Below are 15,586 nucleotides of genomic sequence, written 5' to 3'. Positions count from 1 at the left end.
CGGGACGCGGGTAAGCATGCAGGACAAGGGTTTGCCGGAGCGGCCACTGTCCGGGGCGCGGGTACTGATCACGCGCAGTCCGGAGCGGTCGCTGGCGCTCGTGGACGCGCTGCAGGCGGCCGGTGCCAGTGCACTCCTGCTGCCCTTGATCGACTTCGAGCGTGCGCCGGACCAGCACTCCCTCGATGTTGCCTGCGATGCGCTGGGTGCGGGGGCCTTCGACTGGCTGGTGGTCAGCAGTGCCACCACAGTCCATGTGCTCACGGCCAAGTCCGCTGAACGGGGCCTGTCACCGGCCCAGTGGATCCCGCCTGCTACCCGGATAGCCGCGGTGGGGGCGGCGACGCGCAGGCTCCTGGAAGACCAGGGGCTTGAGGTCGCACTCATGCCGGAGGAGGACCAGTCCGCAGCAGGCCTGCTCGCTGTGTGGCCGGGAGGGGACGGCAAGGTCCTGCTGCCTCAGGCCGACATAGCATCGCCCCGCCTGGCGGGGGGCCTGTCAGCCGCCGGAAGCAAGGTGACCGCAGTGACCGCCTACCGCACCGTTGATTACCCCGCAGCAGCCGAACGCAGGCTGGCCATCCCGGGGGTAAGCCGGGGAGCGGACCGGCAGCCGCCGTCGTACGCCCTGCTCACACCGGAAAACGCCGCAGCTGAGCTGGCGGCCGGACGCCTCGACGCCGTCATCGCCGCTTCCCCCAGCGCCGCCCGGCGCATCCACGAACTTTCCCCGTTGCGCGGGTGCCGCTTCGTGGCCATCGGGCGTTCGACGGCGGACCAGGCCGACGCGCTTGGCTTACCAGTCGCTGCCATTGCAGCAGAGCCTTCACCCAACGGGCTGGTTGCCGCCGTCGTTGCAGCACTCCGCATAACCGAGGATGCCGGCGGAGAACCACCCTGACGCGGGGGACGCCCGCCAGCGGGCATCCATATACCACCCATACCAACGTTAAGGACAGGACCATGACTTTTCCCAGCCACCGCCCCCGCCGCCTGCGCACCACCCCCGCCATGCGGCGGCTGACGGCGGAAACCCGCCTGGCGCCCGCGGAACTTATCCTTCCGGCCTTCATCCGGGAAGGCCTGGCGGAGCCCAACCCCATCACCTCAATGCCCGGCGTTGTCCAGCACACCACGGAGACTTTGAAGCGTGCCGCGGCGGAAGCGGTGGAGCTCGGGCTGGGCGGCATCATGCTGTTCGGCATCCCGGAGACCCGCGACGCCGAGGGAACGGCGTCCCTTGACCCGGACGGAGTCCTGAACAAAGCAATCAGGGACGTGCGGGCAGAGGTTGGAGACGACCTGGTGGTCATGAGCGACGTATGCCTCGATGAGTTCACGGACCACGGCCACTGCGGCGTGCTCGACAACGACGGGTATGTGGACAACGACCGTACCGTGGAAATCTACGCCCGGATGGCCGTGGCCCAGGCAGACGCCGGCGCCCATATGCTGGGCCCCTCCGGCATGATGGACGGCCAAATTGCCGCCATCCGTGGCGCCCTGGACGGGGCGGGCCACACGGCGACATCCGTGATCGCGTATTCCGCCAAGTACGCCTCCGCTTTTTACGGTCCCTTCCGCGAAGCAGTCGATTCCCAGTTGAAGGGCGACCGGCGGACCTACCAGATGGACGCCGGCAATCGTACCGAGGCCCTTCGCGAGGTTGAACTGGACCTCGCCGAGGGCGCTGACATCGTGATGGTCAAACCTGCCATGAGCTACCTGGACATCGTGGCCGATGTTGCCGCCATGAGCCCGGTCCCGGTGGCGGCGTACCAGATCTCCGGCGAGTACGCGATGATCGAGGCTGCTGCCGCCAACGGCTGGATCGACAGGCGGGCCGCGATCACCGAGTCCGTGCTGGGCATCCGGCGCGCCGGCGCCCACATGGTCCTGACCTACTGGGCCGCCGAGCTGGCCGGCTGGCTGAAGGAGTCCCGATGACCGCCTCCCCGGCTCCCAGGTCCGTGTCCGTGTCCGTTCCCGAGAGTCCCACCGCCCCTGTTGCACCGGACCGGATACTTCTGGGCCTCAACACGTTTGGCGATGTCGGCGAGAATCGGGACGGAAGCCAGCAGCCGCATGCCCGGGTGCTGCGCCAGCTGCTGGAAGAGGCCCAACTGGCGGACGCCGTCGGACTTCATGCCTTTGGCGTGGGGGAGCACCACCGCAGGGATTACGCGGTGTCCGCACCGGAAGTCTTCCTCGCCGCCGCTGCCGCCCGCACCACCCGCATCAGGTTGGGCTCCGCTGTCACCGTCCTGAGTTCCGATGATCCCATCCGGGTGTTCCAGCGGTTCTCCACCGTGGACGCCATTTCCAACGGCCGCGCTGAAGTCATGCTGGGCCGTGGTTCCTTCATCGAATCGTTTCCGCTGTTCGGGCTCGACCTGGCCGACTACGAGGTCCTGTTCGAGGAAAAACTCGAGCTCTTCGACAAAGTCCGGACACAGAAGCCCGTGCACTGGGAGGGCCGTACCAGGCCGGCAGTTGCCGGGTTGAGCGTGTACCCGCCGCTGGAGCGCCACCTGCTGCCTACCTGGATCGGGGTGGGCGGCACGCCCGAATCCGTGCTGAGGTGCGCGCAGTACGGCTATCCCATCATCTTCGCCATCATCGGCGGGCAGCCCCGCGCCTTCCGCCCCCTCGTGGACCTGTACAGGGAAGCGATGGCGAAGTACGGCCACCCCATGCAGCAGGTGGCCACCCATTCACCCGGACATGTGGCGGACACCGACGAGCAGGCCCGTGAGGAGCTTTTCCCGCACTGGCTGAAGCTGCGGAACAAGCTTGGCGCCGAGCGGGGCTGGGGACCTGCGGGAAGGGGCGAGTTCGACGCCCTGTGCGCGCCCGAGGGTGCCTTGTACGTCGGCTCACCCGAGACCGTGGCCCGGAAGATCGTCCTGCTGAAGCAGAACCTGGGCGTAGACCGCTTCGACTTCAAATACAGTAACGGCCCGCTGCCGCACTCCGCCATGATGCGCTCCATTGAGCTGATGGGGACGGCAGTGGCGCCCCGCGTTGCTGAACTGCTGGCCGATTCACCGGCCCGCTAACTGAGAGAATAGGAACCATGACTTCCAGCTATCCTCGCAACGAGGAACTTTTCGACCGCGCCCGCCAGCTCATGCCGGGCGGGGTCAACTCCCCGGTCCGCGCCTTCGGGTCCGTGGGCGGTACGCCGCGCTTCATGGTCTCCGCCAAGGGGCCGTACCTGACGGACGCCGACGGCAAGGAATACGTGGACCTGGTGTGCTCCTGGGGTCCGGCGCTGCTGGGCCACGCACACCCCGCTGTGCTGGACGCCGTGCACGCGGCCGTGGACCGCGGCCTGTCCTTCGGTGCCTCCACCCCGGATGAGGCGAACCTTGCCGAGATCGTCAAGGAACGCGTTCCCGCCGTCGAACGCCTCCGGATGGTATCCACCGGCACCGAGGCCACCATGACCGCCGTCCGCCTGGCCCGCGGCTTCACGGGGCGCAACCTCATCATCAAGTTCGCCGGCTGCTACCACGGCCATTTGGACGGTCTCCTCGCGGCCGCAGGTTCCGGCGTCGCCACCCTTGCCCTGCCCGGGTCCGCCGGGGTCACGGAAGCCACCGCCGCCGAGACGCTGGTGCTGCCGTACAACGACCTCACCGCCGTCAAGGAAGCCTTCGCCACCCACGGGCAGAACATCGCGGCCGTGATTACCGAAGCAGCCCCGGCCAACATGGGCGTGGTGACCCCGGGGGAGGGCTTCAACCTCGGCCTGTCCCGTATCACCCGTGAATACGGTGCCCTGCTCATCGTCGACGAAGTGCTCACCGGTTTCCGCACAGGCTACTCCGGCTACTGGGGGCTTACCGGCGGAGCGCCGGACGCCGCCGAGCCGTGGACTCCGGACCTGCTCACCTTCGGCAAGGTCATCGGCGGAGGAATGCCGACGGCGGCCCTCGGCGGACGTGCCGACGTCATGGACTACCTCGCGCCCACGGGGCCCGTGTACCAGGCCGGAACGCTCTCCGGAAACCCGGTGGCGATGGCGGCCGGCGTGGCCACCCTGACCCATGCCACCCGCGACGTCTACTCCTTCATCGATGTCCGGTCGCTGGAACTTTCGTCGGCACTGTCCACCGCCCTGGACGCCGCAGGCGTGGACCACTCCATCCAGTTCGCCGGCAACCTCTTCTCCGTGGCCTTTGGCACCTCGGCCCACGGCGTCCACAACTACGCCGACGCCCAGGCCCAGGAAAGCTTCCGCTACGCGCCGTTCTTCCACTCGATGCTGGAGTCAGGGGTGTACCTGCCGCCCTCGGTCTTCGAGGCCTGGTTCCTCTCCGCCGCGCACGATGACGCCGCCATGAACCGGATCTTCGACGCACTGCCGGCCGCGGCAAAGGCCGCCGCCGCGGCGCAGGGGTAGGGACCCAGGCGAGTCCCGCCGTCGTCCCTTTTGCTCCCGCGAGATGGCACTTGACGGCAATTCCGGCGCGTGAAACTGCCGCAAAATGCCATCTCGGCGTAAAACCAGAAATCCCCGGCTGCGGGCTGCAGCCGGGGATTTCTTTCTGTGCTTTTGGTGCTTGAGCTTTTGGAGCTAGAGGACGTCCGAGAGGAAGCCCCTCAGCCGGTCCGTCCGAGGCTCGGTGAAGATCTGCTCGGGCGGCCCGGATTCCACCACGACGCCGGCATCCATGAAGGTCACGGTGTCCGACACGTTGCGGGAGAATCCCATCTCATGGGTCACCACCACCATGGTCATCCCGCCCTTCGCCAGGTCCGTCATCAGCGCCAGGACGCCTTTGACGAGCTCCGGGTCAAGGGCGGACGTTGCCTCATCGAAAAACATGACCTCGGGCTTCATGGCCAGTGCCCGGGCAATGGCCACGCGCTGCTGCTGTCCGCCGGACAGGTTGGCCGGGCGGGAGTCAGCCTTGTGCTTCAGCCCCACCAGGTCCAGCTGTTCCAGGGCTTCGGCACGTGCCTGCTCCTTGGACAGCTTCCGCAGCTTCCGCAGCGCCAGGGACACATTGTCCACCACCGTTTTGTGCGGGAACAGGTTGAACTGCTGGAACACCATGCCAATCCGCTGCCGGAGCTCGTCGGGATTATCCTTCAGCACCGAGCGGCCGTCCAGGAGGATATCGCCCTGGTCGGGTTCAATCAGCCGGTTCATGACCCGCAGGAGCGTGGACTTGCCGGATCCCGACGGGCCGATCACGGAGGCCGTGGTGCCCTTCTCCACATGCAGGTCAATGCCGCGGAGAACATGGTTGTGGCCGAAGGAAAGGTGCAGGTTCTTGCCGGTCAGGGTGCCGGAAGCGAATTCCGTCATGCCTGTGCCCCCTTGCCGATAGGCGCGGCCAGCTCATCCGGTTCCTTCTTTTCGGGCTTGCCGGTGCGCAGGCGGTTGTCGATGAAGTTCACGAAATGCGTCAGCGGGACGGTCAGGATCAGGTAGAGCACGCCAGCGGCGACGAGCGGAGAGAGGTTTCCGGTATTGGCCATGGCGTCATTTCCGATCCGGAAGATTTCCCGGTCGGAAGCGGCGAGTCCAAGCATAAACACGAGCGACGAGTCCTTCAGCAGCGAGATGAACTGGTTCACCAGTGCGGGCAAGACCCGCCGGATGCCCTGCGGCACCACCACCAGGCGCATCGAACTGCCATAGCTGAAACCCAGCGCCCGGGATGCCTCAAGCTGCCCCTTCTCCACGCTCTGGATCCCCGACCGGAAAATTTCACCGATGTAGGCAGCCGCGATCAGGGTCAGGGCCAGGATGCCCAGCGGGTAAGGGTTCCGGGATCCAGTGATTTCCCGTGCGATGGGGCTGAGCCCGATACCGATCACGAGGATTACCAGGATGGCGGGGAGGCCCCGGAAGATGTCGGTGTAAATCCGAGCCACCCACCGGGCTCCCGCGTTCCGGGAGATTCCCATCATGGCCAGGGCCAGCCCCAGCACGGAGCCCAGGATCCCTGACGCTACCGCCAGTATCAGCGTGTTGGGCAGGCCCACCATGAGCAGGGCAGGAATGACCTTGGCCATTTCCTCCCAGTTGAAGAAAGTGTCAGCCAGTTGGTCCAGGAGATCCATATACGTCCCGGCTCAATCAGCTCTGCGGAACCGTGGCGGCCTTGCTGCCCGGCTTCCAGTCGGCCGGCATTTCGCGGTCCGGGTACCACTCCTTGGTCAGCTTGGACCAGGTTCCATCGGCGATTACAGCGTCCAGGCCGGAGTTCAGCGCATCGATCAGCGGCTGGTTGTCCTTGGCCACGGCGTAGGCAGTGAAGTTCTGCGTGTTGACGACGGATTCGGCGATGACGGTGCCGTCGCCTTCCTTGACCTGGCCGGTGGCCTGCTGGGACGGCGCAACCCAGGCGTCCACTTGGCCGTTGCGCACGTTGGCGTACACGGTGGCGTAGTCCGGGAAGCGGATCGGCTCAAGCTTGAGGGTGTTGGTGACGTAATCGTCCTGGACGGTGCCCTGGACCACGCCGATGCGGAGGTCGCCGGTGAGGTCGGCGAACCCCTTGACGTCGCTGTCGGTCTTGGCAACCACGGCCATGAATCCAAAGTCGTAGCCGTTGGTGAAGCCTACGTTCTGGCGGCGGGCATCCGTGGTGGAGATGGAGGAGGACCCGACGTCGAACTGCTTCGTCTGGACCTGGGAGAGGAGTGCCGAGAAATCGGTGGCAACGAACTCGACCTCAAGGCCGAGTTTGCCGGCGATGGCGCGCAGCAGTTCGTTGTCGTAGCCCGTGAACTTGCCGGAGGGGTCGATGAAGATATTCGGGGGGGCGTCGGAGAGCGTGCCCACCTCAAGCTTGCCCTCTGTGTTGAGGCCCAGCGTGGCCGTGTCAATCTGGTCGACCGGAGTGACGTCGGCGGTGGTGTACTTGTCCAGCGTTTGCTGGTCGCTGCCGGCGAGGGCATCCGTGGGTGTCCCTGAGGGCTCGGCGGACCCTGAGCCGCAGGCGGCGAGGGAGACAGCCAGGGCAAGTGCCACGGGCGCCGTGGTGAGCCACTTCATCGCTTTGATTTTCATCAGGTTGTCGCTTTCATCTGAGTCATTAGTCAACCGGGCCGCAAGGCTGCGCTGGTGGCGCCTGGCACCTGCCCGGCGCTGTTCACGCACGGCTAGGCAGGGGTGACCGCAAAACTTTATTCTCTCACCTGGCACTTTTCCCTCATGAACCGAACTATGGAAGGGCAAAGCCCGCCAGAATCGAAGGTTCTTCCCTTGTGGCGGCATCATCCACTTCGATCGAACGGGCTAGGCCGGGAGCTGCCGAATGGTGGCAGTGGAAGTACGGCCCGGTATGTGAAGCCCTGTTACTGTGACTTGCCTCGCACCCTTGCCGCGGCAGGTTTCAGAAGCCGCCGAGGCTCGCGTCCTGCGGGGGAAGTACGGGCCAGTCACCCTCGATGACCGCAGCCGGCTTGGTTTTCCGGAGGTACCCCTGGAAGTCTGCTGCCTGGCTGATGGCCCAGTCCACCTGCAACTGGTGAAGCTGGCTCGCGGGCATCATCAGCTTGGGAAATTTCCCGGCCATGGCGTCCAGGACCCTCAGCGTGGCCAGGGCATCGGCCGCGGAGGTGTGGGCATTGTCCAGCGCCACACCGTACTCTTCACACAGCGCGGTCAGGGTGCGTTTGCCTTTCCGGTAGCGGTCCACCTGCTTGTTCATGATGTAGGGATCCAGGACCGGGAAGCGGCTCAGCTGGGGCACGCCATAGCGTGCGGATTCCGCGGCCAGGACGGTGAAGTCGTAGCTCGCGTTGAAGGCGATGACAGGGACGTTTGTATCGAAAAGTTCCTGCAGGACTGAGGCAAGCTCCTGCGTGACTTCGTGTGCCGGCCTGCCCTCCCGCCGCGCCTTTTCCGTGGTGACCCCGTGCACGTCGCTGGCCTCCGTGGGAATCTCCACCCCGGGATCGGCCAGCCACTCATGTTCCGTGATGACGTCGCCATGATGGTCCACCACCGTTACCGAAGCCGTGACGATACGTGCAGCCCGCGAGTTGCGGCCCGTGGTTTCGAGGTCGAACGCTGCGCGGGGGAGGGTGTTCCAGGTGCTCATATGTCAACGCTAAAGGGCACCACTGACAATTCCGTGGAGCGCCACTGCCGCTAGATTGGATCAATGCGGATTGAGTACGTGGACGCGGTGCTGGCCGTGGTGGAGCTGGTGCCCGCCGCTTCGGCCGTGGCGTACGGAGACGTCGCCGAGCTGCTGGGCTCGGGGGGCCCCAGGCAGGTAGGCAGCGTGATGAGCCACTACGGAAGCAGCGTGCCCTGGTGGCGGATCCTCAAGGCGAGCGGCCATGCACCTGCAGGGCATGAGGCCGAAGCCCTCCGCCACTACCTTGCCGAGGGGACACCCCTGGTGGGCGCATATGTGGAATACGAACGGACCGCGGAAGGACGCTGGCGGGTGGATCTTCCGGCTGCCCGGTGGACGCCGACCGACGGTGAGCTGGACGTCATTGATGCCGTTGCCGGCGGGCTGGAGCGCCGGCTGCATGGATTGTCAGTGGCTGATGATGGAATGTCTGAGTGACAGTAACAACGCCTTTCACCGGCCCACGCGACGAGTACCGGGATGATTCGCCGGCAGGTCCGGCACCTGATGCGGACTCAACTGCCGGCCCTGGAGACGGCAGCCCTGACCGCAGTCATGGAAACCCTGAGGCAGCCGGCCTCAGGCTGCTGCCGCCGCGCCACATCCATGCGGTAGAGCCCCGGCTGACTGCCGACCAACAGGCCGCCGTTGATGTCCCCCAAGGAGCCGGCCCGGTCCTGATGCCCGGCGCTCCGGGAACAGGCAAGACCACCACCCTCGTCGAGGCCGCCGTCCGCAGGGCATTGCGGGACGGCGTGGATCCTGAGCGGATGCTGATTCTGGCACCCAGCCGCCTTGCCGCAGATACCCTTCGTGACCGCTTTACCGCACGGTTGGACAGGAGCCTGAGCACACCGCCGGCGCGTACCTGGGCCTCCTACGCCTTCGATGTCATCAGGCGGGCCAAAGCCGAAGGGCTTCTTTCCCTGTCAAGGCCGCCTAGGCTCCTCTCGGGCCCGGAGCAGGACCTTATTATCAAGGAGCTCCTTGAAGGACACCGGCTCCCGGGGCTGGAACTGCCCTGGCCGGCGGATATGGAGGGAGCGCTGGAAACGCGCGGTTTCCGGCAGGAAGTCCGGCAGTTGTTTGACCGGATCATCGAATCGGGGCGCACCCCGGAGGACCTTGTGCGGCTCGGACATGACTGCGGCAGGCCGGACTGGATTGCCGCTGCCGCGCTCTACTCGGAGTACCGGGACGTCCTGGACCTGCGGATGCCCGAGGCTTTCGACCCCGCCGGGATCATCACGGCTGCCCGGCAGATTTTCCAGGACTTTCCTGCTTTCCTGGCTGCGGAACGCGAGCGGCTGCAGGTCATCCTGGTAGACGACATCCAGGAGGCCAACCCCGCAGTCTTTGAGCTGCTGGCCGATATCGCCGGCGGTAAGGACTCCTTCGTAGCCTTCTGCCCGGACACCGTCGTCCAGGGCTTCCGGGGGGCAAGGCCAGACCTGGTGGCTGAGCTGCCGCACCTGCTGTCGCCCGGCGCCCCCGTTGTGGAGCGGCCGCTGCGGCACGCCCACCGGCAGAAACGCGCGGTTGCCGAAGCCTGGCTGAGCGTTGCCGGACGGATCTCCCAGAGGGCCGGCGGCCAGCTGGCCAGGCGTCTCGAGCACGACGGCGGCGGGGCGGAAGGGGCAGTGGAAGCACACCTCGTTCCGTCCGCCGTGCACGAACTGCGCTACGTGGCCCAGCGGATCCTGGACCAGCACATCAACCATGGCCGGGATTTGGCCGACGTCGCGGTCATTGTGCGCAACGGCGCGCAGGTCAGCGAGTTCCAGCGGTACCTGTCCGGCCAGGGGATCGCAGTAAGGGTCCCGGTGGCTGAGTCCGCTGTCCGGGACGAGGTAGCCGTCCGTCCGCTGCTTGATGCTTTCGCCATCGCGCTGGACCCGGCACTGCTCACCCCCGAGGCAGCAGTGTCGCTCCTGACCTCGCGTATCGGTGGAGCAACGTCCATCGAGCTCCGCCGGCTGCGGCAATCCCTGAGAAGGGAAGAAATCCTGGGCGGCCGAGGGCGGACCAGTGATGCGCTGCTGGTTGAGGCTCTGCTGGAGCCCGGTGCGCTGTCAACCCTCGGCATCGAGGGCAGTGCCGCACGGAGGGCGGCACGCATGATCCAGGCAGGCAGCCGGGCAGCTGCTGAACCCGGCGCCAACGCCGAGTCAGTCCTCTGGGCCCTTTGGAACTCCACAGGGCTCGCCGGCAGCTGGACCGCGACGGCTCTCTCCGGCGGACCCCACGGGGCCCGCGCGGACCGCGACCTGGACGCCATGATGGCGCTCTTCCACACCGCGGAGCGCTATGTGGACCAGATGCCCGGGGCGGGCCCTGAACAGTTCCTAGAATATCTCCTGAACCAGGAGCTGCCCATGGACACCCTTGCCGCCCGCGCCCAGGTGGACGACGCCGTCGAACTTATGACTCCTGCCAGTGCAGCCGGGCGTGAATGGCCGGTGGTGATTGTTGCCGGCCTCCAGGAGGGCGTCTGGCCCAACACCCGGCTCCGCGGCGAGCTCCTGGGCAGCACCCTGTACAGCGATGCGGTGGAGCACGGCGCCGGCTATGCCCTGCAGCGGGATCCCTTGAGCCGGCTTCGCGATATCCGGTATGACGAGCTCCGCAGCTTTTCAACTGCGGTGTCCCGCGCCTGCGACCTTCTGGTCTGCACCGCGGTATCTTCGGAAGACGAACAGCCCTCCTCCTTCCTTGATTACGTGGCACCGTTGGCGCCCGGACAGGAAACCCGGGGCTTCACATCTGTGGAGCGCCCCATGACGCTGCGGGCGCTTGTTGCCGAGCTGCGACAGCATGCCCAGCTGGACGGAAGGGACGCTCCGCAGGCTGAGGAAGCGGCCAGGGTGCTTGCACGCCTGGCCAAGGCGGAGCCGCCGGTTCCGGGCGCGCATCCACAGAACTGGTGGGGTCTTCCGCCGCTGAGCTCCGAAGCGGCAGTGGTTCCACCGGGCGGTACGGTCTTCGTTTCGCCGTCAAAAGTGGAGACAGTCCAGAAATCACCGCTTGACTGGTTCGTCCAGGCCGCTGGGGGCGAAGCTGCCACCGACTTCGCCCGCAGCCTGGGCACCCTGGTTCACGCGATTGCCCAGGAACTGCCGGACGCGTCCGGCGCCGAGTACGTCGCTGAACTCGTCCGGCGCTGGCCTGCGCTGGGCATGAAGGACAACTGGGAGGGCAGGCTTGATTTCCAGCGTGCCGAGTCCATGGTGCGAAAGCTGGCCCAGTATGTCCTCCTGATGCGCAGCGACGGCAGGAGCCTCGTTGGAGTGGAACAGGATTTCGAGGTGGCGCTAGGCGGGGTCCCTGTTGACGACGCCCCTGACCGGGACGCCGTCCTGCGCGGCCAGGTGGACCGTCTGGAGATAGATGCCGAGGGCAGGCTGGTGATCGTGGATCTGAAGACGGGGAAACGCCAGCCAGGCAAGGCAGAACTGGCGCGGCATCCGCAGTTGGGTGCCTACCAGGCCGCTATGCTCGCCGGCGGGTTCGACGACGGTCCGGGCAGCCAGGCTCCAGTGCCCGGCGGGGCTGTGCTGGCCCAGCTGGGAACCGGAGCGAAAAGTCCGGCCATCCAGCAGCAGGACCCGATCGATCCCCAGGACAACTGGGCCCTTGACATGGTGAAGGATGCGGCGTCGGTGATGGGAGGCAGCGCCTTTGAAGCTCGGCATGATCCGTCCAAAGGCAGCCACGGCGGCCATGGCTGCCGGCTCCCCGAGGTCTGTCCGCTGTGTGTGCGTGGAAGGCAAGTGACTGAATGATGCAGGATGTGCAAGAGCAGGAGGCTTCCTTTTCTGCCGCGCCGTCGGCTGCCATGCCCTTGGCTGCCGGGCACGGGGCCGGTGCCGCCACACCGCCCCCGCCGCGGTTCAGCCCGGAAGAGCTATCTGTGCTTCTGGGTGAAAAAAACGTTCCCACCCCGGAACAGTCGGCCATCATTGCCTCGCCGCTGACTCCTCGGCTGGTCATTGCGGGGGCAGGATCGGGGAAGACGGCCACTATGGCCGACCGCGTGGTCTGGCTTGTGGCCAACGGTTGGGTGAGGCCGGAGGAAGTGCTGGGCGTGACCTTTACCCGGAAAGCAGCCGGTGAACTGGCCTCCCGCATCCGTGCGAAGCTGGCTGCCCTCCAGCGCCTGGTTGCCCAGGACAAGATGGCCCAGGACAAAATGGCGCAGGACAAGGCTGCCCGGAATGATGGTCGTGGGGTATTTCCGGAGGGACTACTCAGCAGCGATGCCCTGGAACCGAAAGTCTCCACGTACCACTCGTTCGCCAGCGGCATCGTTTCCGATTACGGGCTCCGGCTTGGTGTGGAGCGTGACGTGGTCCTGCTGGGCGGTGCCCAGGCCTGGCAACTCGCCAGTGAGGTCGTGGAGGCCTATGACGGCGAATACGGGCATTTCCGGGCTGCCAAGTCCACGCTTGTGAAGGCAGTTATCCAGCTGGCCGGTGAGTGCGCCGAGCACCTCCAGGAGCCCGAGGACGTTGAAGCGTGGCTCATGGCGCGGTTGTCCGACTTCGAGTCACTCCCTTACCTTGCCGATAGGAAGAAGAACCCCCCGCAGGCAGCGGCCGACCTCGCCGGGATGCTGCGGACCAGGGCAAGCGTGGCCGACATGGTTGGACGCTATGCGGCGGCCAAACGGGCGCGGGGTGCACTGGACTTCGGTGACCTGGTGGCCCTCGCCGCCCGTGTGGCGCGGGAAGTCCCCCTGGCTGCCCAGATGGAGCGGCAGCGCTACAAGGTGGTCCTGCTGGACGAGTTCCAGGACACCTCCCACGCCCAGCTGGTCCTGTTCTCACGGCTCTTCGGCGGCGGGCACGCGGTGACGGCCGTGGGCGATCCCAACCAGTCAATTTACGGATTCCGTGGCGCCTCGGCGGGGCAGCTCTTCCATTTTGTCCGGGAGTTCCCGGTGAGGACGGGGACGAGCGGTAAGGGGGCAGCGGAGGAAACGGCCGTAGGGAAAGAGACAGCGGAAGACGCCGGGACCTGGGCTCCTGCGCCGACGTCCTACCTGACAACGGCATGGCGGAACGGGCGATCTATCCTGGCGGCAGCCAACGTCATGTCCGAATCCCTGGGACGGGCGGCGGCGCAGCGCGGCCCGGCCGGCGGGGGAGCAGCGGCGGCCCCCGAAGTGCCGCCGCTGCAGCCCAGTCCGCACGCAACCGCGGGATCTGTGGTGCTGGGCCGTTTTGCCAGCGACGTGGACGAAGCCACCGCGCTCGCTGAGGACATCCTCAAATACCGTGTGACGGACTTTGAGCTCAAGCCCGACGGTTCCCCGGTTCCGCCCGCCATCGCCGTGCTGTGCCGGCGTCGTGCCCAGATGGAACCCATCCGCCGCCAGCTGGAGGCCCGCGGGATTGCCTACGAGATCGTCGGTCTTGGCGGCCTCCTCGATACTCCGGAAATTGTCGATCTCGTGGCCACCTTGCGCGTCCTCGCCGACCCCGGCCGCTCCGACGCGCACATGCGCCTGTTGGCCGGGGCCCGCTGGCGGATAGGCCCGGCAGATTTGATGGCGCTGAGGGACTGGTCCAGCCAGCTGGCCCGGCGGCGCGGCCAGCCCGGAGCAGCCGACGACAACGCCCCGGACGGCGAACCGGCCGTCCTGGAAGGCGACCTCACAGACGCCGCCAGCCTGGTAGAGGCGCTGGACTGGCTGCCGCGGGAAGGGTGGACCTCATCGAACGGCAGGTCCCTTACACCTGCCGGACGCGGGCGGATGCTTCGGCTTTCCACGGAACTGCGCCAGCTCCGGGGGTACCTGGGAGACGACCTCACCACGCTGCTGGGGGAAGTGGAAAGGGCGATGCTCCTCGATATCGAGGTTGCCGCACGGCCGGGCATCAGCATCCACCAGGCCCGCAGGAACCTTGATGCCTTCCAGGACGCAGCCGCGGGCTTCCTGCGGACCTCCCAGCGCGTCGACATCCTCGCATTTTTGTCCTGGCTGGAGGCGGCGTCAGCTGAAGAAAACGGCCTGGAAGCACCGCCAAGCGATGTCAACCGTGAGGCTGTCCAGCTGCTCACCGTGCACGCCTCCAAGGGCCTGGAATGGGACGTTGTCTTTGTGCCGGGGCTTAATGCCAAGGACTTTCCCAGCGACCGCGACTCGCGCTGGAGCAGCGGATCAGCTGCCCTGCCCTGGCCGCTGCGCGGCGACCGGGCGGATTTGCCCCAGTGGGACCTGGACCAGCCGGACCAAAAAGGGTGGCTGGACGCGGAAAAGGACTTCAAGGCAGCCGTCCAGGCGCATGGGGAGTCCGAGGAGCGCCGCTTGGCATACGTGGCTTACACACGGGCCAAGCACGTCCTTTGGGCGTCCAGCGCAGCGTGGGTAGGGTCCAGGTCCGGGCGGGCTGAAATGTCGCCGTTCCTTGCAGAACTGGAGCCACTGGCCGCATCGGCCCGCGGGGGTGCTCCAGTGCTGGCAGGCATTCATCCGCGTTCGGTTGAGGAAGCTTCCTTGCCGGAGGCCAGCCCACTGACTGTCGGCGTGGAGGTGGCCAGCTGGCCCTACGATCCGTTGGAGGGGCCGGTGGATCCCCGGACGGGAGAGCGCCTTCGCCTTGCCGGGGGCCGCAGGAACGCCATGGAAAGGGCATCCGCCGGGGTGATGGCTGCGTTGGAGGCCATGAGGGATGGGAGCGGACTGTCCCTGCGTGAGGCCGGAGTGCCGGCGGGTGCTGTGCCAGGCCAGGACGCCGTGATAGCCCCTCATCCGCCGTTGGCCGGCCCGGCTGCCGGCTGGGCGCGTGAAGCGGCGCTGCTGCTGGAACGCCGGGCGAGGAAGTCGTCCGTGCAGGAGGTCCACCTCCCCAGCCACATCTCTGCATCCACCCTGGTGGACCTGGGTGAAGACCCGGGGGCGGTGCTCTGGCAGCTCCGCAGGCCCGTACCGCGGGAGCCAGGCATGTCGGCGCGGAAGGGAACGGCTTTCCACGCCTGGGTGGAAGAGTACTTCGGAAGCGCAGGCATGCTCGACCTCGGCGAGGCGCCCGGCTCGGATGACCACATCGATGCGGCGTATGACCTGGACGCCATGGTGGCCACTTTCCGGTCGTCCCCGTGGGCCCATCGTTCGCCTGCCTTTGTGGAGGTGCCGGTGGAGACGCGGGTTGGGGACGTGGTGGTCCGTGGACGGATCGACGCCGTCTTCCAGGACGCGGACGGCCGCTGGGACCTGGTGGACTGGAAGACCGGGCGGCGGCCATCGGGGGCCCAGCTGCGGTCCCGGGCAGTGCAGCTTGCCGTGTACCGCCTGGCATGGTCGCGGCTGAAAGACGTGCCCCTGGAGGATGTCAGGGCGGCGTTCTTCTACGTGGCGGACGACGAGATTGTGCGGCCCCATGACCTCGCATCCGCCGGGCAGTTGGAGGAGATAGTCGCCGCTGCCTTCACCGCTGCCGGAAAGGCGCCTCGCGGACGTCCCCTTGCCTAAG

At 66.7% G+C, this 15,586-nt stretch carries 11 protein-coding genes; 7 read left to right on the top strand and 4 right to left on the bottom strand.

Features of this window, described 5'->3' with window-relative positions; all coding sequences use genetic code 11:
• Nucleotides 1-16: 16 nt before the first annotated feature.
• From ABRP28_RS08415 to hemL, 4 genes are all read left to right on the top strand, one after another.
• Nucleotides 17-901: a uroporphyrinogen-III synthase gene (locus ABRP28_RS08415; protein WP_350001841.1), complete on the top strand. Its 885-nt coding sequence runs from the start codon at nt 17-19 to the stop codon at nt 899-901.
• Nucleotides 902-963: 62 nt separating this feature from the next.
• Complete coding sequence (hemB, locus tag ABRP28_RS08410; protein ID WP_350001840.1) at nt 964-1,947, top strand: porphobilinogen synthase; 984 nt, start codon at nt 964-966, stop codon at nt 1,945-1,947.
• Entirely contained in the window at nt 1,944-3,059 is a 1,116-nt protein-coding gene (locus ABRP28_RS08405; RefSeq protein WP_350001839.1) for an LLM class flavin-dependent oxidoreductase, read from the top strand. The genes hemB and ABRP28_RS08405 overlap by 4 nt, the downstream gene beginning before the upstream one ends.
• Before the next feature lie 17 nt (nt 3,060-3,076).
• On the top strand, nt 3,077-4,408 hold the full coding sequence (hemL, locus tag ABRP28_RS08400) for a glutamate-1-semialdehyde 2,1-aminomutase (RefSeq protein ID WP_350001838.1): 1,332 nt from the start codon (nt 3,077-3,079) through the stop codon (nt 4,406-4,408).
• Between the two features lie 174 nt (nt 4,409-4,582).
• Here the strand turns inward: hemL and ABRP28_RS08395 are convergent, their stop codons facing one another.
• The 4 genes from ABRP28_RS08395 to ABRP28_RS08380 form a co-directional block, all read right to left on the bottom strand.
• Nucleotides 4,583-5,320: an amino acid ABC transporter ATP-binding protein gene (locus ABRP28_RS08395; protein ID WP_350001836.1), complete on the bottom strand. Its 738-nt coding sequence runs from the start codon at nt 5,318-5,320 to the stop codon at nt 4,583-4,585.
• Complete coding sequence (locus tag ABRP28_RS08390; protein ID WP_102974951.1) at nt 5,317-6,081, bottom strand: amino acid ABC transporter permease; 765 nt, start codon at nt 6,079-6,081, stop codon at nt 5,317-5,319. The genes ABRP28_RS08395 and ABRP28_RS08390 overlap by 4 nt, the downstream gene beginning before the upstream one ends.
• Nucleotides 6,082-6,097: 16 nt before the next feature.
• Nucleotides 6,098-7,033: an ABC transporter substrate-binding protein gene (locus ABRP28_RS08385; protein WP_231456310.1), complete on the bottom strand. Its 936-nt coding sequence runs from the start codon at nt 7,031-7,033 to the stop codon at nt 6,098-6,100.
• Nucleotides 7,034-7,358: 325 nt separating this feature from the next.
• The gene (locus ABRP28_RS08380; protein ID WP_350001834.1) at nt 7,359-8,069 is read right to left on the bottom strand and encodes a 3'-5' exonuclease; all 711 of its coding nucleotides are present in this window, start codon (nt 8,067-8,069) and stop codon (nt 7,359-7,361) included.
• A 63-nt stretch (nt 8,070-8,132) separates the two neighbouring features.
• Between ABRP28_RS08380 and ABRP28_RS08375 the strand changes: the two genes are divergently transcribed.
• From ABRP28_RS08375 to ABRP28_RS08365, 3 genes are read left to right on the top strand one after another with little or no spacing between them, the layout of a single operon-like run.
• The gene (locus ABRP28_RS08375) at nt 8,133-8,549 is read left to right on the top strand and encodes an MGMT family protein (protein ID WP_350001833.1); all 417 of its coding nucleotides are present in this window, start codon (nt 8,133-8,135) and stop codon (nt 8,547-8,549) included.
• Entirely contained in the window at nt 8,546-11,893 is a 3,348-nt protein-coding gene (locus ABRP28_RS08370) for an ATP-dependent helicase (protein WP_374152955.1), read from the top strand. Before ABRP28_RS08375 ends, ABRP28_RS08370 begins: the two co-directional genes overlap by 4 nt.
• Nucleotides 11,894-11,946: 53 nt before the next feature.
• Nucleotides 11,947-15,585, top strand: a complete 3,639-nt coding sequence (locus ABRP28_RS08365; RefSeq protein WP_350002135.1) for an ATP-dependent DNA helicase — start codon at nt 11,947-11,949, stop codon at nt 15,583-15,585.
• The last annotated feature ends 1 nt before the right edge of the window (nt 15,586 follow it).

Source organism: Pseudarthrobacter sp. WHRI 8279 (assembly GCF_040224115.2).
Taxonomy (GTDB): Bacteria; Actinomycetota; Actinomycetes; order Actinomycetales; family Micrococcaceae; genus Arthrobacter.
The sequence above is the reverse complement of the archived record's forward strand: the minus strand, read 5'-3'. Positions and strand labels throughout refer to the sequence as shown.